Annotated in this window: 21 protein-coding genes; 11 read left to right on the top strand and 10 right to left on the bottom strand. The window is 65.9% G+C overall.

Features of this window, described 5'->3' with window-relative positions; genetic code table 11:
* Positions 1-140: 140 nt before the first annotated feature.
* The 6 genes from IE173_RS06000 to IE173_RS05980 all read right to left on the bottom strand — a co-directional run bounded on the left by IE173_RS06000 (position 141) and on the right by IE173_RS05980 (position 7,233).
* Positions 141-740 carry a DUF305 domain-containing protein gene (locus tag IE173_RS06000; RefSeq protein WP_191282569.1) on the bottom strand — a complete coding sequence of 200 codons (600 nt, stop codon included), beginning with the start codon at positions 738-740 and terminating at the stop codon, positions 141-143.
* Between the two features lie 88 nt (positions 741-828).
* On the bottom strand, positions 829-1,269 hold the full coding sequence (locus IE173_RS15675) for a DUF6153 family protein (protein WP_373298453.1): 441 nt from the start codon (positions 1,267-1,269) through the stop codon (positions 829-831).
* Positions 1,270-1,342: 73 nt separating this feature from the next.
* Positions 1,343-1,675 (bottom strand): metal-sensitive transcriptional regulator, encoded by a 333-nt coding sequence (locus tag IE173_RS05995; protein WP_229841939.1) that lies wholly within the window; start codon positions 1,673-1,675, stop codon positions 1,343-1,345.
* Positions 1,650-4,394: a heavy metal translocating P-type ATPase gene (locus tag IE173_RS05990; protein ID WP_191282568.1), complete on the bottom strand. Its 2,745-nt coding sequence runs from the start codon at positions 4,392-4,394 to the stop codon at positions 1,650-1,652. The genes IE173_RS05995 and IE173_RS05990 overlap by 26 nt, the downstream gene beginning before the upstream one ends.
* 138 nt (positions 4,395-4,532) lie before the next feature.
* Positions 4,533-6,020, bottom strand: a complete 1,488-nt coding sequence (locus tag IE173_RS05985) for a hypothetical protein (protein ID WP_191282567.1) — start codon at positions 6,018-6,020, stop codon at positions 4,533-4,535.
* A 91-nt stretch (positions 6,021-6,111) separates the two neighbouring features.
* Positions 6,112-7,233 carry an acetate/propionate family kinase gene (locus IE173_RS05980; protein WP_191282566.1) on the bottom strand — a complete coding sequence of 374 codons (1,122 nt, stop codon included), beginning with the start codon at positions 7,231-7,233 and terminating at the stop codon, positions 6,112-6,114.
* Between the two features lie 878 nt (positions 7,234-8,111).
* Between IE173_RS05980 and IE173_RS05975 the strand changes: the two genes are divergently transcribed.
* From IE173_RS05975 to IE173_RS05940, 8 genes are read left to right on the top strand one after another with little or no spacing between them, the layout of a single operon-like run.
* The gene (locus tag IE173_RS05975; RefSeq protein WP_229841938.1) at positions 8,112-8,672 is read left to right on the top strand and encodes a TlpA family protein disulfide reductase; all 561 of its coding nucleotides are present in this window, start codon (positions 8,112-8,114) and stop codon (positions 8,670-8,672) included.
* A gap of 2 nt (positions 8,673-8,674) precedes the next feature.
* Positions 8,675-9,550, top strand: coding sequence for a prolipoprotein diacylglyceryl transferase (gene lgt / locus IE173_RS05970; protein ID WP_229841937.1), 876 nt, complete (start codon positions 8,675-8,677; stop codon positions 9,548-9,550).
* Positions 9,547-11,202 (top strand): cytochrome c biogenesis protein ResB, encoded by a 1,656-nt coding sequence (resB, locus tag IE173_RS05965; protein ID WP_229841981.1) that lies wholly within the window; start codon positions 9,547-9,549, stop codon positions 11,200-11,202. Before lgt ends, resB begins: the two co-directional genes overlap by 4 nt.
* A complete protein-coding gene (gene ccsB, locus IE173_RS05960) occupies positions 11,199-12,140 on the top strand; it encodes a c-type cytochrome biogenesis protein CcsB (RefSeq protein WP_191282563.1) in 942 nt (313 codons plus the stop codon). The genes resB and ccsB overlap by 4 nt, the downstream gene beginning before the upstream one ends.
* 36 nt (positions 12,141-12,176) lie before the next feature.
* Positions 12,177-12,446 carry a hypothetical protein gene (locus tag IE173_RS05955; RefSeq protein WP_191282562.1) on the top strand — a complete coding sequence of 90 codons (270 nt, stop codon included), beginning with the start codon at positions 12,177-12,179 and terminating at the stop codon, positions 12,444-12,446.
* Complete coding sequence (locus IE173_RS05950) at positions 12,443-13,102, top strand: DUF3105 domain-containing protein (RefSeq protein ID WP_191282561.1); 660 nt, start codon at positions 12,443-12,445, stop codon at positions 13,100-13,102. Before IE173_RS05955 ends, IE173_RS05950 begins: the two co-directional genes overlap by 4 nt.
* 24 nt (positions 13,103-13,126) lie before the next feature.
* On the top strand, positions 13,127-13,849 hold the full coding sequence (locus IE173_RS05945) for a cytochrome c biogenesis CcdA family protein (RefSeq protein ID WP_191282560.1): 723 nt from the start codon (positions 13,127-13,129) through the stop codon (positions 13,847-13,849).
* Between the two features lie 38 nt (positions 13,850-13,887).
* Positions 13,888-14,271: a hypothetical protein gene (locus tag IE173_RS05940; protein ID WP_191282559.1), complete on the top strand. Its 384-nt coding sequence runs from the start codon at positions 13,888-13,890 to the stop codon at positions 14,269-14,271.
* 26 nt (positions 14,272-14,297) lie between these two features.
* Here IE173_RS05940 and IE173_RS05935 read toward each other — a convergent pair whose 3' ends face one another.
* Positions 14,298-15,266 carry a M23 family metallopeptidase gene (locus tag IE173_RS05935; RefSeq protein ID WP_191282558.1) on the bottom strand — a complete coding sequence of 323 codons (969 nt, stop codon included), beginning with the start codon at positions 15,264-15,266 and terminating at the stop codon, positions 14,298-14,300.
* Positions 15,267-15,503: 237 nt separating this feature from the next.
* A complete protein-coding gene (locus tag IE173_RS05930) occupies positions 15,504-16,004 on the bottom strand; it encodes a signal peptidase II (protein WP_191282557.1) in 501 nt (166 codons plus the stop codon).
* A 220-nt stretch (positions 16,005-16,224) separates the two neighbouring features.
* On the opposite strand from IE173_RS05930, the gene IE173_RS05925 reads away from it, so the two are divergent.
* From IE173_RS05925 to IE173_RS05915, 3 genes are read left to right on the top strand one after another with little or no spacing between them, the layout of a single operon-like run.
* Positions 16,225-16,914 carry a metal-dependent transcriptional regulator gene (locus tag IE173_RS05925; protein ID WP_229841936.1) on the top strand — a complete coding sequence of 230 codons (690 nt, stop codon included), beginning with the start codon at positions 16,225-16,227 and terminating at the stop codon, positions 16,912-16,914.
* Positions 16,915-16,958: 44 nt separating this feature from the next.
* Positions 16,959-18,038 carry a multicopper oxidase domain-containing protein gene (locus IE173_RS05920; RefSeq protein ID WP_229841935.1) on the top strand — a complete coding sequence of 360 codons (1,080 nt, stop codon included), beginning with the start codon at positions 16,959-16,961 and terminating at the stop codon, positions 18,036-18,038.
* The gene (locus tag IE173_RS05915; protein WP_229841934.1) at positions 18,035-19,270 is read left to right on the top strand and encodes a ZIP family metal transporter; all 1,236 of its coding nucleotides are present in this window, start codon (positions 18,035-18,037) and stop codon (positions 19,268-19,270) included. Before IE173_RS05920 ends, IE173_RS05915 begins: the two co-directional genes overlap by 4 nt.
* Before the next feature lie 27 nt (positions 19,271-19,297).
* Here the strand turns inward: IE173_RS05915 and IE173_RS05910 are convergent, their stop codons facing one another.
* Together IE173_RS05910 and cmtR are read right to left on the bottom strand one after the other, a co-directional pair.
* Positions 19,298-21,238 carry a heavy metal translocating P-type ATPase gene (locus IE173_RS05910; protein ID WP_373298459.1) on the bottom strand — a complete coding sequence of 647 codons (1,941 nt, stop codon included), beginning with the start codon at positions 21,236-21,238 and terminating at the stop codon, positions 19,298-19,300.
* Between the two features lie 38 nt (positions 21,239-21,276).
* Positions 21,277-21,630, bottom strand: coding sequence for a Cd(II)/Pb(II)-sensing metalloregulatory transcriptional regulator CmtR (cmtR, locus tag IE173_RS05905; RefSeq protein WP_191282554.1), 354 nt, complete (start codon positions 21,628-21,630; stop codon positions 21,277-21,279).
* Positions 21,631-21,661 lie beyond the last annotated feature (31 nt).

Here is a 21,661-nt window from a genome sequence, read left to right as displayed (position 1 = left end):
TCGTGAGAACTGCGATCGCGAGAATCGTGACGATGAGCACCAAAAGGACAAGAGCAGTAGCGGCGAGGCGCGTACTCATGAGAGTGATCTCAGGCGTGTGAGGGTTGGGGGCAGCCGCCTGCGCGGCTACCCCCAACGGCTCACAGCTGCGAGAGAAGCTCCTGCATCTCGTCAATCTCCGCAGTCTGGGCGTCGATGATCGTTTGTGCCAGGTCGAGGGCGTCGGCGTTTTCACCGTTGTCCAGCTCCTGCTGAGCCATCTCGATGGCGCCGGTGTGGTGCTGCACCATTTGCTCGAGGAACAGTCTCGACGCTTCGGGGCCGGTCGCAGCTTCGAGCGCGGCCATGTCGTCGTCCGACATCAAGCCTGCGCCGCTGTGGTCCATTCCTTCCATCTCGCCCATGTCGGGGTCCACCCCCCAGGCTTCCAGCCAGGAGTTCATGAGGTCGATCTCGGGCTGCTGAGCGGCCAGGATTCGCTCAGCGAGGGCGACGACTCTCGGGTCCACGCCCTCCTTGTCGAGCACCATGGCGGCCATCGAGAGAGCTTGTTCGTGGTGGGGGATCATGCCCGTCACGAACGTCTCATCGGCGGCGTTGAAGGTAGTGTCGATGGACTCCGCGGAGGGATCAGCGCCGGTCCCGTGGTCCATCCCTGCCATGCCGGCGTTGGAACATCCGGCAAGAACAAGTGCGATCGCGAGCGCCGCTGAGGCGATCGCTGCGGTGCGGAACTTCATGATGGTTGCTTCTTTCAGTCGAGTTGATCGGATTCGGACGCGCGAATGCGCGCGAGGGCACGCCTGCGCGATGGCAGGCTGCGCCGAATCACGTTCGACTGATTGAGAGCGAGATCAGAGAAGGTGGGGCTGGTACCGCTGCGAGCAGCGCGGAGAGCAGCACTCGGCCGTCAGTCCGCAAGTTCGCCAGCCAGCGCGAGATGTGTGGCGCGGCACCGAATACGAGCGAAACGACAAGGAGAGCGAGCAGACATGCCATGAAGCCCATGGCGTGCATCGGCTCACATCCAGACGTGCCGCAGTCACTCGATGTCGCGGGCGGTTCAGGAGAGCGAGCGGTCTCACCCGCTTGGTGCTCCATCGGCGATACCGCCGCAGCCGGGGTGTGGGTCGGTTCGTCAAGGCTGAACGTGTGCATCGCCAGGAGGCCGACGACGACTGCGGCAACGCCGAGAAGACTCAACAACAACGTCCGCACCGCCGCAGTGGGCGGGTGCGCGACCGATCGAATCGCTGAGAGAGTCACCATTCCACTCAAAGGGTAGATGCGTTTCTGTCAGATCGCCTGAAGCGCCCGCGCGTCGCCGTAGGACGTGCGGTGCCTACGACCGCACCAATCGCGCGATCGCTGCGCTGGCCTCGCGCAGCTTCTCCTCCGCGACCGAGCCACCTTGTGCGGTGGCTTCAGCCACACAATGCGTGAGGTGATCCTCCAGGAGCGCAAGGGCCACCGCCTCGAGCGCCCTGGTGGTAGCGGCGACCTGGGTCAGCACGTCGATGCAGTACGTGTCACCGTCGATCATTCTCGCCACCCCACGGACCTGGCCTTCGATCTTCCGTAGTCGAGTCAGCAGAGCATCCTTGTTGCCGAGGTATCCGTGCGCACTGTGATCCTCTGTCGGCGCGTGTTCAGTGTGCTGCATGCGGGTGGCCATAACGGTGGGGGTCCGCGTCGAAGGTGTCGGCGCAGCCGGTGGAGCAGAAGTAGAACGTCGTCCCGTCGTGCTCGCGGGTCGTGGCGGCCGTCTTCGGGTCGATCCTCATGCCGCAGACGGGGTCGGTGACGAGGGCGGTGTGGTCGGTCGTGTGCTCGGTGTGGTGTGCCATGGATTGGTCCTCATCTGTTTGTTGGTTGCCGATCTCGACCACCGGGTCGGTGATCGGGACCGCGGCCGGGGTGGCCACGGGCTTGGGGGTGAACCGGCGGAGCCGGCTGGAGTTGGTCACGACGGACAGCGATGACAGGGCCATCGCCAGGGCGGCGATCATGGGGCTGAGCAGCAGACCGAACGCCGGGTACAGCACACCCGCAGCGAGCGGGATGCCGACCACGTTGTACCCGAATGCGAACAGCAGGTTCTGCCGGATGTTGCGCATCGTGGCGCGGGACAGGTCGATCGCCGTGACCAGTCCGCCCAGGTTGCCGGAGATCAGGGTGATGTCGGAGGCCTCGATCGCCACGTCGGTCCCGGTGCCGATCGCTGAGCCGACATCCGCCTGCGCCAGCGCGGGTGCGTCGTTGATACCGTCGCCGACCATCCCGACGACGCGACCTTCCCCTTGCAGGCGACGGACCTCGCGGGCCTTGTGCTCGGGCATGACTTCCGCGACCACCCGTGCGATGCCGACCTGACGGGCGATCGCCGCGGCGGTCGCGCGGTTGTCTCCGGTCATCATGACGACATCGATCCCGCGCGCCGCCAAGTCGGCGATCGCGGCGATCGACCCGTCCTTGATCGTGTCTGCCACCCCGACGACGCCGGCGGGGCGTCCGTCGATTGCGGCAAGCATCGGCGTCTTGCCGTCGGCGGCCAGTGCCTCTAGGTCTGCGGTCAGGATCGAGGCGTCGATCCCGGCCGCGGTCAGCAGGCGGGCGTTGCCCACCAGGACCGTCCTGCCGTCCACGAGAGCGCGCACGCCCTGGCCGGTGATCGATTCGAACGTGCTCGACCGCAGGGTGTCGAGGCCGCGATCCTCGGCGGCCGCGACGATCGCGGTCGCCAACGGGTGCTCCGAATCGCGCTCGGCGGCGGCGATCAGTGCGAGCAGCTCGTCGGCATCGAATCCGTCGGCAGGTAGCACGTCGGTCAGGGTCGGGGTGCCGTTGGTGATCGTGCCGGTCTTGTCCAGCACGACGGTGTTGACCTTGTGGGCGGTCTCGAGAGCTTCGGCGGAACGGATCAGGATGCCGTTGCCGGCGGCCTTGCCCGCGGCGACGGTGATGGACAGCGGGGTGGCCAGCCCGAGCGCGCAGGGGCAGGCGATGATCAGCACGGCGACGGCCGCGACCAGGGCGTATACGCCAGCTGGCGGCGGTCCGACCAGCCACCAGACGGCGAACGTCCATATCGCGATGGCGATGACGGCCGGGACGAAGTAGCTGGAGACCTTGTCTGCCAGCCGCTGGATCGGCGCCTTGGAGCCCTGAGCCTCACGGACCAGCCGGATGATCTGCGCGAGCATCGTGTCCGCGCCGACCTTGGTCGCGGCGTAACGGATCGACCCGGTCTGATTGATGGTCGCGCCGATCACCGTGTCGCCGGCGGACTTGACCACCGGCATCGGCTCACCGGTGATCATCGCTTCATCGACCGGGGAGCTGCCTTCTGTCACCTGGCCATCGACCGGGAGCTTCTCGCCCGGACGGATCACCACGATGTCGCCCACGACAACTTCGCCGACCGGGATCTCCAGCTCGCTGTCGCCGCGGACCACGCGCGCGGTGCGGGGCTGCAGGCCGATCAAAGTACGGATCGCCTCGCCCGTGCCGGCCTTGGCCCTGGTCTCCAGTAGTCGACCGAGCAAGATCAAGGTGAGGATGACGCCCACCGCCTCGAAGTACACCCCGCGAGCATCCGCCGGCAGCACCCAGGGCAAGAAGGCGGCCACCAGGCTGAACCCGTATGCGGCGATCGTGCCCAACGTGATCAGCGAGTTCATCTCGGCCTGCCGGTTGCCCAGCGCCAACCATCCGGTGCGGTGGATCGGCCATCCGGTATAGAACATCACCGGCGTCACCAACAGGAACTGGAACCACGGTGCGAGCAGAAGAGGCGGCACCCACGAAGCCCCGAACACGTCATGAGCCATCACCGAGAGGAACACCGGCAGCGTCAGCACAGCGCCGACGATCACCCGGCGCCTGAGGTCAGCGATCTCCCTGGCGTGCTCCGCCGCCTCCTGGGCCCCCTCGTCCTCCATCGCGTCGGCGACTGATCCGGTCGCGACCATCTCGACGATGGCGGGTGCCTCGAGCACAGCTGTCGCCGTGTGCGGTGCATCCGCGGACGCGGGGAGCACCTTCACCGTGCCGTGCAGCATGTTCATCCCGCACGCGAAGCCGAAATCGCCGACCTCATCCGGCACGAACTCCACGGCGGTGGTCGTGTAGGCGGGCAGGCTCTGGTTCACCTTGAAGTCCGGCAGAACGACTCGGGATGAGCATTCGCCGGTCTCCTGCCGGTCGAACAGCAACCGAGTGCGGACACCCTGCACCACCTCGACCACGCTCGGCGAGTAGCCACCTCTCACGGTGATCGTCTGGACCTGCAGATCGCCCTCGACGGCGGCGCGCTTCGAGGCACGTGGGGCGAAGAAGTACCACGCCAACAGACCAGTCAGTAGCACGGCTGCGACCACGATAAGGACACTCACGGCGTTACTCCTCCTGCTCGGTTGACGGCGCGACGCCGGACCTCATCGGTGATGATACCCTCTGGGGGTATAAGGATGGGGGCCAGGGAGCTATTCCAGGCAAAACATCAGCCATCTCCTCGATCAGCGGCCGAATCGCTACGACGTGGTCGCTACGGGGGCCCGCTTAGACACGGCGACAACGCGAATGGCCCAGGCGAGCAGCGCAGCGGCCAGCAGGTAGAGGGCAACGCTCGCCGCCAAGAACTCCGGATCCGTGACGGGGGCCGTCGGAGGCTCGTAGAGCGGTCGAATCCCGGAATCTGACTCCCCCGCCTCGACGGTGATCCACGACTCGAGAGTGCCTTCCGGCGAAGAGAATTCGGCGTAGACGAACCACAAGTCACCCCCGTCAAGCTCAATGGAGGCTCGGACGATGCCGTTCCCAGCCCCTTGTACCTCGATCGTTGCCTCGACGACCTCGCCAGCTCGTCGAGCGACGATTCGGTCGAACTCGATCGGCACGGTCGACGAAACCGGTTCAACCACAACAGTGACCCGAGAATCCACCCAGTCGACACTCATCGAGATCTCCCCACGCTCGGTGCCCTGCCCAGGATCGTGGGCCTGTGCGGGCGTGGCCCCGAGTTGTGCGGAGGCACCGAGAACGACGAGCGCGACAGCAGCGATCCGAACGCCACCGATACGCCGTGCAACGAGCAGCGCAACCACGGCCACGGCGAGCACGGCCACGGCGGCCGGAATCACCGCCTCAAGCGCAACGCTGCTCAAGCCGGTAGCGGATACCACAAGCTGGATTACGGACATCGCGACCGCCGCGAGCACGACTCGATCGACCCGACGACGCACCGGTAGGTCGAGAACCGCGAGCCCCAGCAGAGCAAATGGGACGTCGACGGTGGGCCAGCCCGCCGCAGACAACACGCCCCAGATCACCGCTCGGACAGCGATGACCGCCGAAACGGCCACCGCCATCACTCGCGCACCCTTGACGGCGAAGTCGATCACCCACGCGGCGAACAACGCCGCGACGACAACGATCGGGAGGTAGGCGATCTCGGTGAACTGCGGGACGCGAGAGTCGTACTCCATAACCGGAATCATCGACGTCGCCAGCAGTACCGCGCCCAGACCGATGCCGATCGCCATCGACCGGTTCTCACCGCCCCCGCTCGCCGTCAGGCCGACTATCAGCACCAGGCTCGCGATGACCGACAACAGGTGCGGAGGAGACCAGAGCACCGCGTCCCGGCTGAAATAGTCATGCCACAGAACATCGAGGCCCGCGGAGGCGGCGATGCCCACCAGAGCGCCGAGCGAAAGCAACAGGGCCCGCTGCCTGAGAACCGAGAAGATCGACCGCTCCCTCACCGCAGTGGTGAGGGCCCAAACACCGACAGCAACGGCAGCTACGGTGAGACTCGAGTAAAGAAGCAAGTGGGGAGGTTCGAGAGCACTGTCGCGACCGATCGCGGTGTGCCAGGCGCCATCCCAATAGGTCGCAACGATTGCCGACAAACCCGCGGTAACTGCGAGCCATCGCACCACAAGCGGCGCCGCGCTTCGGCCATCTTTCCAGCGCGGTCGAGATTCGGCACCGAGGGATTCGGGGTAGTCGTCACTCACGAAGGCGAGCATACCCCTCCCGGGTATGCTCGCAACCTCGGCGCAATCGCTGGTGTGTGGCAGCGCGGAGAAGACACGCGGCGCTTCAGGTCTAACGCCCCACGACTTCAATGGACTGGCGCGCGATCTCGAGTTCCTCGTCGGTGGGAACGACAAGCACGGCGGCCCGCGAGTCGGCCGCGGAGATCACGCGCGCCTGGCCCCCTGCCGCCTGATTGAGCCCATCGTCCATCAGGATGCCGAACTCCTCGAGGCTGGCCAGCGTCGCGGCGCGTGTCGCGGCAGAGTTCGCCCCGACACCGGCTGTGAAGACGATCGCGTCGGCGCCTCCGAGCTGGGCGAGGTAGGCCCCGAGGTAGTGGCGGAGACGGTGGTGGTAAACGTCGAGGGCCGCCGCCGCCTTGACATCCCCTGCGACCGCCGCGGCGTGAATGTCGCGCATGTCCCCGGTGCCGACGAGCCCACGCAATCCGCTCTCGCGGGTAAGGATCATCTCCAGCTCGTTCCAATCGACCCCGGCGCGGCCGAGCAGCAAGATCACGCCCGGGTCGAGGTCGCCGGAGCGACTGCCCATCACCAGCCCCTCGAGCGGCGTCATCCCCATCGAGGTCTCCACTGAGCGACCGGCGGACATCGCGCACACCGAGGCCCCATTGCCCAGGTGGAAGAGGATGAGTCGTAGCTCCGAAAGCGGACGCCCGAGCAGCTCGGCTGCGCGCGCCGACACGTGCTGGTACGAGATTCCGTGAAAGCCGTAGCGGCGGATGCCGTGCCGTTCGGTGAGCTGCGCGGGAAGCGCGTAGGTCGTCGCCGCCGCCGGGAGGGTCTGATGAAAGGCAGTGTCGAATACTGCGACTTGGGGGAGATCGGGAAACGCGGCGCGGGTGGCGCGGATTCCTGCCAGATTGACCGGGTTGTGCAGCGGCGCAAGTGCCGAGAGCTCGTCGATTCGCGCTTCCACCTCGTCGGTGACGAGCGTGGCTGTCGTGAACCGGGTACCGCCGTGCACCACACGGTGACCGACGACCGATATGTCCTCGTCGTGTAGACCCGCGAGGATCGAGCGGAACGCCGCCTCGTGGTCCAACCCGTCATCGCCCGGCACAACGAGGCGCTCCACGATCCCGCCACGGACCTCGTAGCGGGAGCTTCGGTCGATGAGCTTCCACTTGACGGTCGATGAGCCAGCGTTGATCACGAGAACGCCGGTCATGCTCCGCACTCCGAAGCTTCCGTCAATTTCATCGTCGTCGGATTCTATGGGAAGGGCACGAGAGACCTACTCGCTGCCGAATTTGGGCCGTCCCTGCGCCGCTAGACTTCTCAGATCGACTGGTGGCCGGGAGGTGTGCATGACGAGCTTGACTGCAGACGTGCATCCACGCGCCTGGCGTCGGCTGGCGATCGGCCTGCTCGGCGTAGCTGCCATTCTCGTTTGCCTTCTTGCCATGCAAGAGGGAACTATCAAGGACGCGAGCGGCTCTGGCAGTGTCGCCGCCGCCACGCAGGCGCTTCCTTCTGCTGAGCAAGTGATAGCTCCGGCCATGGATCGAAGCATGACAGTGCCGGACGGTGAACGGTGCGGTGTCGTGTGTGCGCCGACACATGAGGTGGTCGCCGGGGCGTGCGTGCTTGCCTTGCTCGTTGCCGTGGCACTCCTCGCCACAGACCTGCTCGTGACTCGATGGAGATTCCTCCGTCAGGTCCTCGTGAGCCTCGCCGCGCGGGCGGCGGCGCTCGCACCGCCTACGCCGCCTTCCCTTCATCTCCTCTCGATCAGTCGGACCTGACACCGGGCGGTCGTGTTCAGCGACAGACCCAGCGTCCACGGTGACGGGCATCGGTCAGCACCCTGCTGATTGAGCGACAGCGACTCCTTCGCGAGCGCTCGCTTCGCTTCTGCTCTCGGCGGCCTATGCCGAACCTCATCGCGCTGGCGACGCGGCCCCAGCCGCACCCGTCGATCCGCGGGCCACCAGGCCCTGACCCCGCGGGCGTTCGCGCCCGAGAGAGTGAATGTTGAGCTATTCCGACTCCCCCAGCGGCACGGACCCCCGTGCCCGCGACCTCCATCGGCCCGGGGTCCTCCTCTTGGCCGGCGCTGCGATCGCGATATTACTGAGCGGCTGCGCGCCCGAGTCCACCGACCTCACCGAGGTCGGTGGCGACTACATCACTGGTACCGGAACCATCACCGAGATCCCTCGGGCCGAGCGGGGAGCCCCGATCGCGTTCTCGGGCGAGCTCGACACCGGCGGCACGGCCAGCTCCGACGACTGGCTCGGGTCGGTCGTGGTCGTCAACTTCTGGTACGCCGCCTGCCCACCCTGTCGAGCCGAAGCCCCCGATCTGGAGTCGCTGAATCAGCAGTTCCTACCCGACGGCGTGGTGTTCATCGGGGTCGACGTGCGCGACCAGGCGGCCACCGCAGGTGCCTTCTCCGACACGTTCGGTATCACCTATCCGTCGATCCTCGACGCCGGGGCCGGAGAAGTTCAACTCGCGTTCGCGGGGCAGATCGCCCCGAACGCGGTACCCACGACGATCGTCCTCGACCGCGAGGGACGCGTGGCCTCACGCATCATCGGGCAGATCCCCGATCGGTCGGTACTGGAGACGCTGATCGAAGACGTGATTGGAGAAGAAGGATGATCTTGCCGCAACTGCCCATGTCCATTCCGAGTCCGGATATCAGCTACATCGATCTCGGCCCGTTTCGGCTGCACTTCTACGCGGTCTTCATTCTCATCGGCGTCGTCCTCGCCGTGCTGCTGACCAGCCGAAGGCTCCGCGCGGCCGGACATCAGGGCAATGAGGCGATCGACATCGCACTGTGGGCGGTCCCGTTCGGGATCGTCGGCGGGCGCCTCTATCACGTCGTCACCCACCCGGGCGACTACTTCTATCCGGGAGCTGACCTGCTCAAGATCCTCTACGTGTGGGAAGGCGGCATCGCGATCTTCGGCGGCGTCGTGTTCGGCCTCGTGGGTATCTGGATCGGCGCGCGCCGGACCAAGCTCCACTTCCTGGTCTTCCTCGACGCTCTGGCTCCCGGGATGCTCATCGCGCAGGCGGTCGGTCGCATCGGCAACTACTTCAACCAGGAGCTTTACGGATCGCCGACGACGCTCCCGTGGGGCCTGCAGATCGACCCCGGCAGCCCGGCATTCCCCGCGGGCCTGCCCGAAGACACCCTGTTCCACCCACTGTTCCTCTACGAGCTCGTCTGGAACCTGGCGGGCGCCGCGACAATCCTTTTGATCGAACGCGCCATCTTCCGCGACCGCCGGCCCCAACCGGGCACGGGCCTCAGCCTCGGCCTCTACCTGCTGTGGTACGGCATCGGCCGCGCCTGGTTCGAGTCGTTCCGCCTGGATCCGACCGAACTCCTGGTAGCAGGCATCAAGATCAATCTCCTTACGGCGCTCGGAGCAGCGGTCGTCGGGATCTTCCTGCTGCTCAATGCCCGCCGACTCGAAAGGCGCCGCGCGCTCCGACGAAGCGCCGAGCTGGTGACAGAGGAATCATGACTCGGACCGAAGACGCTCGCGCTCCAAATGGAATCGTTCGGCTGGACCGCCCAGCCGATCACGTCGATCAGGACGTAGAAACCATTCGCGCCCCGCAGCTCAGCCCGGCGGGGTGGGCGCGATGGGGATGGCGGCAACTGACCTCCATGCGCACGGCGTTGTTGTTGCTCCTACTGCTTGCCCTCGCCGCCGTGCCCGGGTCATTGTTCCCGCAACGCAGCGCCGACCCCAACGGTGTCGTCCAGCACTTCGCACAAGACCCCGCCATGGCCGAACTGCTCGACACCTTCCAGCTCTTCGACGTCTACTCCTCGGTGTGGTTCTCCGCCATCTACCTGCTGCTGTTCTTGTCGCTCATTGGATGCGTGGTGCCCCGCATTCGCCACCACGTCACGGCCATCCGCGCAGCACCACCCGCGACCCCGAAGAACCTCGGCCGTCTCCCCGCGCACCAGCGGGACATCGTCACCAACGTCCCGCTGCTCGACGCGGTCGATGAAGCTGAACGGGAACTCCGCGAAGCGCGCTACCGCGTCGTCAGGGCCCAGGAGTCGGATGGACAGATCAGTCTCGCAGCGGAACGCGGGTACCTGCGCGAAACCGGCAACCTGATCTTCCACATCGCTTTGGTGGGGGTCCTGATCACCGTGGCGATCGGCGGCGGTTTCAAATACACCGGCCAGCGTGTCCTCGTCGAGGGGCAGACCTTCGTCAACTCCCGGCTGGCATTCGACAGTTTCGAGGCCGGTCGATTCGTGACAGACGACTCCCTCCCTCCGTTCTCCCTGACTCTTGAACGTTTCACAGTCAGCTACGTCACCGACAACGTGAACGCACTCGGCCTTGCTGATGCCTTCGTCGCCGACGTTTCGGTGAGCTCCCGAGCCGCGGAATCGCGCACGAGCGCCAGGATCGAGGTGAACAGCCCCCTGTCGGTCGACGGTTCGGACATCTACCTCTTAGGAAACGGGTACGCACCACGCATCACCGTTCGCGACCCGAGTGGTGCGGTCGTCTTCACAGACACGGTGCCGTTCCTGCCACAGGACGCCAACCTCACCAGTCTCGGCGTCGTCAAAGTTCCGGACGGGCTCGCTCGACAGGTGGGCATGATCGGCTTCTTCTACCCGACCCGAGCCACAACGTCGGCGGGCGCGTCCTACTCGAGCTATCCCGACCTCGTGCTCCCCGTGCTCACCCTCAACGTCTACGTCGGAGACCTGGGCCTGGACGCGGGGATTCCCAAGTCGGTGTACCAGCTTGACACCTCCGCCATGACGGAAGTGGCCGGGGGCGAGTCGGGCGTGGCCGCGCTCGAACTTACGCCGGGCTCACAGGCCGAACTGCCGGGCGGTCTCGGATCGGTCGAGTTGGATGACATCCCTCGATTCGCGTCGTTCGACATCGCTCACGACCCGACGCAGGTTCCGGTTCTGGTCGCGGCGATCGCCGCCCTCGTCGGCCTGAGCCTTTCGCTCTTCGTCCCCCGGCGACGGGTCTGGATCCGAGCGACGCAGCTCCGTGGGGCAGTCCAGCTTGAGTACGGCGGGCTCGCTCGCGGGGACGATCCGCAGTTGCTCCCTTCGGTCGAGAGTCTCGTCCGTCGAATCGCCACCCGTCTGACCAGGACAACGCCGAAGGACCGCTCATGAACCTCCCGCTCGACCCGATCTCGCTCGTCCTGGTCTATTCGGCGATCGCCGTCTACGTCGGAGCGTTCGTCGCGTACGTCTTCGCCTTCGCGGTACAGGCCACCAACCCGACCAGACGACTGGTGAACTCCGGAGGAACTCCCGCCGCTCACGCGGGTGGAGGACCCCCAACAGAAACGGAACACCCCGGTCGCGCAGCCAGGGTCGGGTACGCCCTCACCACGCTCGCCTGGCTCCTGCACCTTGCTGCGGTCGTGGTCCGGGGTATCGCCGCCGAACGGGTGCCGTGGGCCAACATGTTCGAGTTCTCCATCACGGGAACGGCCCTCATCGTCGCGGTGTTCCTCGTGGTGTCCCGCCGGACGCGAGTCGTCGTCCTCGGTCCTGTGGTCGTCGGAGTCGTCGTGATCCTCCTCGGGATCGCGACCGTCGCGTTCTACGTGCCCGTGATTCCGCTGCCGCCGGCACTGCAGTCCGCGTGGCTCGTCATCCATGTGCTGGTCGCGCTGCTGGCGACGTCGTTCTTCGGGATCGCGGCCGTACTGAGCGCAACCCAGCTCGTCAAGCACCGTCACGAAAGCCGCCCCGCCGCTGGCCGACCTGCGCGGCTATTCGATGCAGTCCCCGGGACGGAGTACCTCGATCGCCTCGCCTACCGGCTGACTATCGTCGGGTTCGCGCTCTGGACGTTCACGCTGATGGCCGGCGCGATCTGGGCGGGGCGCGCCTGGGGACGTTACTGGGGTTGGGACGTCAAGGAGGTATGGACCTTCGTCATCTGGGTGGTCTACGCCGCCTATATCCACGCCAAGGCAACCCGCGGATGGCACGGCAACCGTGCCGCCTGGTTATCCCTCGTCGGCTTCGGCGCGGTGCTGTTCAATTTCGGCATCGTCAACGTCTTCTTCACCGGCCTGCACTCCTACTCAGGCCTGTGACTCACCCCATCCACCAACCAATGAAAGGAACACCCAGTGGTCGCCAAGAAAGCTACTGAAAGCAATCCGAACGATTTCGAACGCAGTTGGAGGATCCACCGCCGACTCGTGCGCCTCGGACAGGTCCTCATGATCGTCGGCGCCATCGTTGCCGCCACTCATTGGCTGGCCCATCTCGAAGCCTTCGGACCCGGGCAACCCCCTGGTTGGGTCGACCTCGTCGCCGGCTATCCCACCGGCGGCCTGCTTCTGGTGGCCGGCTTGATCATCGCGGGCCGGAAGCGACCGTCCAAGCAGGCGCGATGAGCCCCGCGTCGAATCCGCGGACGTCGGAACTCACCGTCAAACAACGCCGGGCCGTCAAGCGCGCGGAAAAGCTCGCAAAATTCCGTCGACAGCAGAAGCAGCGCAGACGTAACCGTCGGATCGCCGCCATCTCGATTCCCGTCGCGGTGCTCGTCGCGGTCGGCGCCATTATCTTGTCGATAGTCCTGACTCCTAGGCAGGCGACCTACACCGCCGGGGGCTCCGGGGTGGCGGTAGAGGGCGTTGAAGAGTTCACCAATGCCGCGACGCATGTCGAGACGCCGGTGACCTACACCCAGTCCCCGCCCGCCGGCGGGGACCACAGCCCAGTCTGGTTGAACTGCGGCACTTACACCCAGCCCGTTCCAGACGAGAATGCGGTCCATTCACTCGAGCATGGCGCGATCTGGGTCACGTACGACCCATCGTTGGAAGCGAGTCAGCTGGGCACACTTCGCTCCCAATTGCCGACCACCCACGTGATCCTCTCTCCGTATGACGGGCTCTCCGATCCGATCGTGCTCAGCGGGTGGAACGTCCAGCTAGGCGTGGAGAGCGCCGACGACTCACGAATCGAGCAGTTCATGGAAGAGTACTGGCAGGCCGAGAACGCCCCGGAACCTGGCGCAACGTGCACCGGTGGAGTCGACGGATGATCTCGATACGCATGCCAGCAACCCATGGCTGAGGTGATCGGAAGCGGTCAGCTCTGGCTCGCGATCCCGCTCGCGTTGCTCGCCGGGTTGGTGTCTTTCGCGTCGCCATGCGTGCTACCCCTCGTCCCCGGATATATCGGCTACGTCACGGGATCATCGGGGGGTGGCTCACGCTGGCGTCCCGTCATCGGGGTCGGGCTATTCATCCTCGGCTTCGCCGTGGTTTTCGTCGCTTACGGCGCCGCGTTCGGCTCGGTAGGCGGTTGGCTGATCCGCTGGCAGGATCCACTCACGCGGATTCTCGGCGTCGTCGTCATCCTCATGGGTCTGGTGTTCATCGGCGCGTTCCGACTGTTCCAACGCACCGCCAAGCTGCCGATCACCCCCCGCACCGGCCTCGCCGGCGCTCCGCTGCTGGGCGTCGTGCTGGGGCTCGGCTGGACTCCATGCCTTGGTCCAACCTTGGCCGCGATCTCGGCGTTGAGCATCGGCACCGGCTCGGCCACGCGTGGCGCGCTCCTCACCGCCGTCTACTCGATCGGACTCGGCCTCCCCTTCCTGGTCGTGGCCGCCGGCCTCGGCTGGGCGACCACGGCAGTCGCGTTCCTTCGCCGTCACATCCGGGCGATCAATATCGCCGGCGGTCTGACTATGGTGGCGATCGGCGTGATGATGGTCACCGGCGTCTGGACTGCGATTCTCTACTCCCTTCAGAACCTCATCGGCGGAACCGTGCTCCCCATATGAAGCCGATTGCCCCCCATTCCAGACGGCCACGCTGGCCCTTGATCCTCGCGATCATCGTGCCGCCATCCGTGCTCGTTGCGGTGCTGATCCCGTCGCTCTCGAACCCCGGACCGACTACACAGGACATGTGGGTCGGCGCCACGCCCTTCGGCCCGACCAGTGAAGCTTCCGCCGGCGAGGTCGAAATCATCCATGAGGCCCTTCACGACATCGGCGCACAGTGCGCCGAGACCGATCCCGACCTGCGCGCCATCGCGGCGCACGTCGACCGCATCATCGAGTTCTCGCAGCGGTACCCGGTGGGGCGGTTCCCGATCGACGATGAGACCGCTACCGCTTCATCTCTCCTCCTGGTCACGCGAGAAGCCGTGAAGACCTGTGCGCCAGCTGAGGTGGCCCGAATCGATGCCGCGCGTCAATAGGCCTCGCACGGTCGGGAAACCGGCGCCTAGCTTGCGTAACGCTTCAAGAAGGTGAAGGGATCGACGAATGACCCGTCGATCTTGATTGTGAAGTGCAGATGCGCCCCGCTGACCTGACCTGTCGCGCCGCTGAGTCCGATAAAGTCGCCGACTCTGACTTGATCGCCGAGAACAAGTGCTGAGGAGCCGCTGGCCATGTGCGCGTATCCGGCCTGGAAGACCTCACCGTCGGGGGTCGTGCTCTCGATGACGATGAAGTTGCCCCACGTGCCGCCGCCGGTGCTGCGCTCGACGACGACACCGTCGGCCACAGAGAAGATCGCCGCACCATAGCCGGTGCCGAAGTCGATCCCGGAGTGATCGGTCGAGCACCCGCGGCACGGAGCGGCTCGTGCGCCGAATCCGCTCGTGATAGGTACTGCGTACGGGAAGGGCCAGCGGATCGGACCGGTGCCGATCGTGTAGTCGAAGCTGCGGTTGCCGTAGCGCAGGCGGAGCATTTCAGCCCATGACGTCACCGTCCAGGCATCCCGCTCTGAGAGCGACACGAGGGCGGGGTCCACTTCGACCGTCTGCGCCTCCATCGCGAACGCATCGGCGAGGGCGGTGTCGTCAGGATGGACGTCGAACGCGTGGGCTGGCACAGTCATAGCGAAAACGAGCGTGCCGGCGAACAGCATCGCCGCGAACGAGAGGAGACGATGACTGAGCGTCTTCTTGACTGCGGCGTCGCGAATGGCGTCTCGTCTGATGGCCCGTTTGGCACTGCGACGCGGCTTCGTTCGTGCTTTTGGCAGTCCCGATCGCAGGCGCGACTCCGCAGGCGAAGCCACCTCGACAGAGCGCTCCCTTGCGCGAAGCTCGCGTCTCGTGAGGGGGGACGAGACCACATCCCAGGAAGGCGAGAGCGGTGGAGCAGGTTCGGCGCCGGGTTCGGGTCGAACTGTGGCGTTGAGAACGAACTTATCGCCTCCGCGATGCTCGGGCACGGCCATACGAAGAACTCCTGGGGCGCGACCGACCGCAAACGCAACCGGGCATACTCGGGCTGACGGCGCAAGGTGCTTGCCGACTGGATGCTCTCAGGGTAACGAATCGGCAACGGCGAACACCTCCGCGAGGGCGAATTCACAGGCTCAACGGGCGCTTTGGCGGGGAGCTTCTTCTGAGGCTCCCAGGCATCCCACTCAATGAGCCTGGCGGCTCGGAGGCCGCCACCGTGGCCCTGCTCTTCACCTGACGTGCTCGCTATCCCCTTTTGGTAGCTCCCGGCGCATCATCAGGCCGGTGGCCACCCACGCGAGGATACCTACCACTGCGAGAATGTCGCCGACGTTGAACACGGCGAACCAGTCCACTGCAATGAAGTCGACAACCGACCCGGACATCGGCGTACCGTCAGCCCGAGTGATGCGGTCATACATGTTCCCTGATCCTCCTGCGGCGACCGCGACGAGCACGAGGATGCGGGGTCGTGCCGTGCCGCGCACCAGGTTCCGGCAAATCCAAAAGCTGAGCGCGAGGAGGATCACGAGGATCAAGACCGCGACCACTGGGCCCAGGTCGGCGCCGAGGCCGAAGGCGACTCCTGGGTTGAAGGCGAGTCGCAAGCTGACGGTCGGCAGAAGGGGGATCGCGGCGCCGTCGGCCAATTCGGTGGCGCCCACCGACTTGCTGAGCTGGTCCGCGGCAAGCCCTGCGACGAAGACGAGGACGACGGCAGCAGCCAGCATCACCCCGGTTCTGCCCGTCCGGGCCGGATGATGGCGCTGACTCCCGCGGTGGAGATGTTCACGACCGTTCGACCCAGTTACAGGGCGCGGATCCTGGCGATCGCCAGCTACTGGGCACTATTGATCGGTGCGCCCAAAGTCGGCGTTGTTCGAGGCGGCGAAGATGACCTACGCCCCCAACAGCGCCGAATCTCGGAGTCAAGGTCGTTACCCTGGTCGGGTGTCCACGTCTGACCTCTCCTCCAGCACGCAGGATTACCTGAAGGCGATTTGGGGCTTGCAGGAGTGGTCCGATTCACCCGTGACCGCTTCGGTGATCGGCGGACGACTGGGCCTCAAGCTGTCGTCGGTGTCGGATGCCGTGCGGAAGCTCACGGCGCAAGGTCTCCTGGAGCACGCACCATATGGGAGTGTCGAATTGACGGCTACGGGTCGCGCGCATGCGGTCGCGATGGTGCGAAGGCATCGCCTCATCGAGACGTTCCTGGTGCGGACTCTCAGCTATAGCTGGGATGAGGTCCACGACGAAGCGGAGCGCCTGGAGCACGCGGTGTCGGATCTGATGGTCGACCGGATCGATGAGTTCCTCGGCCATCCGACAAGGGATCCGCATGGTGACCCGATCCCCTCTCCCGATGGGACGACACATCGCCCTGACGCGGTTCCGCTCGCCGTGGCGCCGCCCGGAACATCGGTGCGGGTAGCGAGGATCTCGGACTCGGATCCCGAACTATTGCAGTATTTCGCCGCGGAGGGTGTGGTGATGGATGCCGAACTCGAGATCATCCCGGGCGACCCTTTCTCGGGCGCGACCGTTGTCCGTGTCGCTGGTCGCTCGAACTCGATCACCCTAGGCGCTGCGGCGGCATCCGCGGTGTGGGTTTCACCCCAGCGCGCGCGATCGACATAGTGTTTGCCGCAACGTAGTTCTATATTCGTCATGAAGGAGTTTTCGTGACGCCCGTCGAACCCAATCCCCCGTTCGTGACCAGCCGTCGAGGGCTGCTGCTCGGTGCGGTGGCGGCGGTGCCCGCCCTCTCGCTCTTCGGCAGCCCCGCGTGGGCCGGTGACGCACCCGCCGATCACGACATCGACGACGGCTCGAGCATGACCGAAATGGATCACGGCTCCACGGGAATGGGCGGCTCCGATCACGCCGGGTTCCCGACCGGCTCCGTACCCGCCGATCGCGCTGGGATCGATCCGACCGCGATCCTGCGGGACTTCGACAAGGGCAAGGTGAGCACGCTGCCGGGCGGTCAGACCCTGCGGGAGTGGGAGATCACCGCGATCGACCGCGAGTTCGAGATCGCGCCCGGCGTGATCTTTTCGGGCTGGACCTACAACGGCAGGATCCCCGGGCCCACCCTGTGGGCGCAGGAGGGCGATGCGCTGCGCATCCACTTCACGAACGCCAGCCCACACCCGCACACGATGCACTTCCATGGCGTCCACACCGCCGAGATGGATGGCACGCCCGGCGTCGGGCCAGGGAACATCGCGCCTGGAGCGACGTTCACCTACGAGTTCGACGCCGCCCCGTTCGGTACCCACCTCTACCACTGCCACACCTCCCCGCTAGCCGTCCACATCGCGAAAGGGTTGTATGGCGGTTTCATCATCGAACCGAAGGCGGGGCGCGAGCCGGCCGATGACGAGATGGTGATGGTGATGAACGGCTACAACACCGACGGGGGCGACAACAACGAGTTCTATTCTGTCAACGGGCTGCCCTTCCACTTCATGGACAACCCCGTCAAGGTCAAGAAGGGCGCGCTCGTGCGCATCCACCTGATCAACGTGCTGGAGTATGACCCGATCAACTCGTTCCACATCCACGCCAACTTCTTCCACTACTATCCGACCGGCACGATGCTCGCGCCAAGCGAGTTCACCGACACGGTCGTGCAGGCGCAGGGCCAGCGCGGCATGCTCGAACTGCGGTTTCCCTACGTCGGCAGGTACATGTTCCACGCTCACAAGACCGAGTTCGCGGAACTCGGCTGGATGGGATTCTTCGAGGTGACGGAATGACCGGCCCGATCACGACCGAGCCGAAGGATGCGAGCCCCGATCGGTCCGAAGAGACCCCGCCTCGTCGGCTGTCGCGCTGGCTGCTCGGGATCGGTCCCCTCGTGCTCATCGCCACCCTCATCGGCCTGTTCACCCTCCTGAACGCACCCGGTGTGACCGGAGACGGCAACCGCACCCCCGAAGAGGAGATCGTGGTCGAGACCACCCAGCTCCGCCCCGGCCAGATCATCCTCACCATCCGCAACGAGGGCGTCGACCCGGTATCGATTGCGCAGGTCAACGTCTCGGACTACTACGCGCAGTTCACCCAGACGCGCGAGGAACTCGCGCGTCTGGAATCCGGCACGATCACGATCACCTACCCCTGGGTCGAGGGCGACCCGTACGAGATCACCCTCGTGACCTCCACCGGCGGAACGATCGGCGCCGAGATCGCTGCCGCCACCGTGAGCCCCGAGCGCGGTGCACCCTTCTTCGGGCTGATGGCGCTGCTCGGCATCTACGTCGGCGTCATCCCGATCGGGATCGGCCTGCTCTGGATGCCGTTCGTCCGGCGTTCCTCGAAGGCCTGGGTGCGAGGTTTGATGGGCTTCACCATCGGCCTGCTCGCCTTCCTGACGATCGATGCCACCCTTGAGGGCCTGGAGCTCGTCGCGGGCACCACCGCATTCGGTGGTGGTCTCATCGTCTTCCTGGGGGCGCTCGCTGCATACCTCGCCCTCGAAGGTGTGGAGGGTGTCATCCTCCGACGCCACGCGGGGGCAAAGCCAGGCGAAGGTCTGCCGGCCCGGTCGTTGGCGTTCCTCATCGCGATCGGGATCGGCTTGCACAACCTCGGCGAAGGCTTGGCGATCGGTTCCGCCTACGCCGTCGGATCGCTCGCCCTCGGCGCGTTCCTCGTCATCGGCTTCGCCATCCACAACACCACGGAAGGGTTGGCCATCGTCACCCCGCTCGCGGGCGAGCGACCCCGCCTACGCCTGCTGGTACTGCTGGGGCTCATCGCCGGCGCGCCCGCGATCCTAGGGGCGATCCTGGGGGGCACCGTGTTCCAACCCAACCTCGTGGCGCTCCTGTTCGGCGTCGGCGCCGGCGCCGTCGGACAGGTCGCCGTGAAACTCATCCCACTTCTGAAGGACGAGGCGGGTCGGATGCTCACGCCGCTGACCGCAGGAGGGATCGTCATCGGCCTCGGCTTCATGTTCGCAACCGGGTTGCTCGTCGCTGCGTGATGTACCGGACCAGCGAGTCCGCGCTTCCTAGGCCTGCAGCGACTGCGGTCTCCTCGCCGCCCTGCTGCCGTTGAGGATCACCACCACTTCGGCGATCTCGTGGACGAGCACAACACCGGCCAGCCCAAGAACGCCGAGCAGCGCAAGTGGGAACAGCACGACGATGATGCCGAGTGAGAGCACGATGTTGCCGGTCATGATTTGTCGGCCTCGGCGCGCATGCAAGAGGGCAGCGGGGATGAGCCGGAGGTCGTTGCCGGTGAAGGCAACGGATGCGGATTCGATCGCGGCGTCGGAACCGCTGACTCCCATAGCGATCCCGACATCGGCGGCCGCAAGCGCCGGTGCGTCGTTGATGCCGTCACCGATCATCGCCGTGCGGCGGGTCGCGGAATAGGTCTCGATCGCGGACGCCTTGTCGCCGGGCAGCAACTCGGCGTGCACGTCGGTGATCCCCGCCTGGCGGGCCAGGGCTGCGGCGGTACGGGTGTTGTCACCCGTGAGCATCGCCGTGTCGATGCCGACGGCGGCGAGTCGTCGGATGGTGTCCGCTGCCTCGGGCTTGAGTTCGTCGCGGATGCCGAGAATGCCGACAACTTCTCCGCCGAACTCGACCACGACGACCGTCATGCCTTGTTCTTCGAACGAGGCGGCCCGATCGCTGAACGCACCAGGGCTGATCCAACGGGGACTGCCGACCCGGACGGCCTGGCCATCGAGACTCCCTGTGATCCCGCGACCGGGCTCCTCGGTGACCTCGACGACCGGCGCGGGATCGGCGGATGCGGTGACAATGGCGGCCGCGAGCGGATGGGTGCTGTGGGACTCGAGGCCGGCAGCGATGGCGAGGACCCGGTCGCGCTGGCCCTCCTCAACCGCCTCGACGGCGACGACCTCGGGTCGCCCACGGGTCAGGGTGCCCGTCTTGTCGAAGGCGACAAGCTCGACAGCTCCGAGCTGCTCGAACGCCGCGCCGGACTTGATGACAACACCGAACCTGCTGGCGGCGCCGATCGCTGAGATCACGGTGACCGGAACGGCGATCGCCAACGCGCATGGGGATGCGGCCACGAGCACGACGAGGGCGCGCTCGGTCCACAGAAGCGGGTCGCCCACGATGAATCCGAAGATGACGATCATGCCCGCGAGGATCAGCACCGCCGGGACCAGAGGCCTGGCGATGCGATCCGCGAGGCGGGCGCGTTCACCCTTGCGCGCGCTGGCCTGCTCGACCAGTTCGACGATCTTGGTGAGGGAGTTGTCGCGGCCATCTGCGGTGGCTTCGAGCTGCATCGATCCGCCTCCGTTGATCGAACCGGCGGGTACATGATCACCCGGGCCGACCTCGACGGGGATGGATTCGCCGGTGATCGCGGAGTTGTCGATGCTGCTCCGACCGCTGACCACGATCCCGTCCGTGGCGACTCGATCGCCTGGACGGATCACGAGGATGTCGAGTTCACGGAGCTCGTCGACCGGCATGGTCACCTCGCCGGAGAGCTTGGAGACGGTGGCAGTCTCCGGGATCAGCGACAGCAGGGCACGTAACCCGGTGCGGGCCTTGTCCATCGCCCGGTCTTCGAGCGCTTCGGCGATCGAGAAAAGGAAGGCCAGCGCGGCCGCCTCCCCGACGTGGCCGAGGAGCACAGCACCGGCCGCAGCGATCGTCATGAGCAGACCGACTCCGACCCGACGGCGCAGCAGGCGCTTGACCGCACCGGGAACGAACGTGGCCGCGCCGGCGAGCAGACTGGCGGCGAGCACGATCGTCGCGGGAAGGTCGACGCCGGACCAATCGAGCGCGTACCCCACGGCCAGCAAGGCTGCCGACGCGATCGGAAGGAGCAGGTGCCGGTCTCGCCACCACGGCACGAACTCCTCGCTACTGCCGTGATCGTGCTCGTCATCCTCGTCTTCGTGGTCGTCACCGTGCCTGTCGCGGTGGTGGGTTTCGAGGGTGAGGTTCAGCTGCTCCTTCCCGTCTTCGGGTCCGCAGCATTCGCCGCTCAAACTTCTCCCCCGCAGCACAGCGGCACGTCGCAGGTCTCGTCGGTACAGACCACACCGTCGTCGACGGCGAGTACCGCGTCCAGCAGCGATGAGAGAGAGCGGCTCAGGTGCGGGTCCGCGATCTCGTAGCGGGTTCGGCGACCCTCCGGCGTCGCGACGACGATCCCGCACCCGCGCAAACACGCAAGATGGTTCGACACGTTGGAACGGGTCAGCTCGAGGCCGCGCGACAGCTCGGCCGGATACCCCGGCCTCTCGAGCAGACTCAGCAGGATCCGGGAGCGGGTCGGATCGGCCATCGCACGACCAAGACGGTTCATCACATCGAGGCGCGAGGCAATGGTCAGCATCCACTGACTATAGGGTTATGGATGAATCTTT

Origin of the sequence: Pseudolysinimonas yzui, assembly GCF_014653215.1 — a bacterium.
GTDB lineage: Bacteria > Actinomycetota > Actinomycetes > Actinomycetales > Microbacteriaceae > Pseudolysinimonas_A > Pseudolysinimonas_A yzui.
The sequence above is the reverse complement of the archived record's forward strand: the minus strand, read 5'-3'. Positions and strand labels throughout refer to the sequence as shown.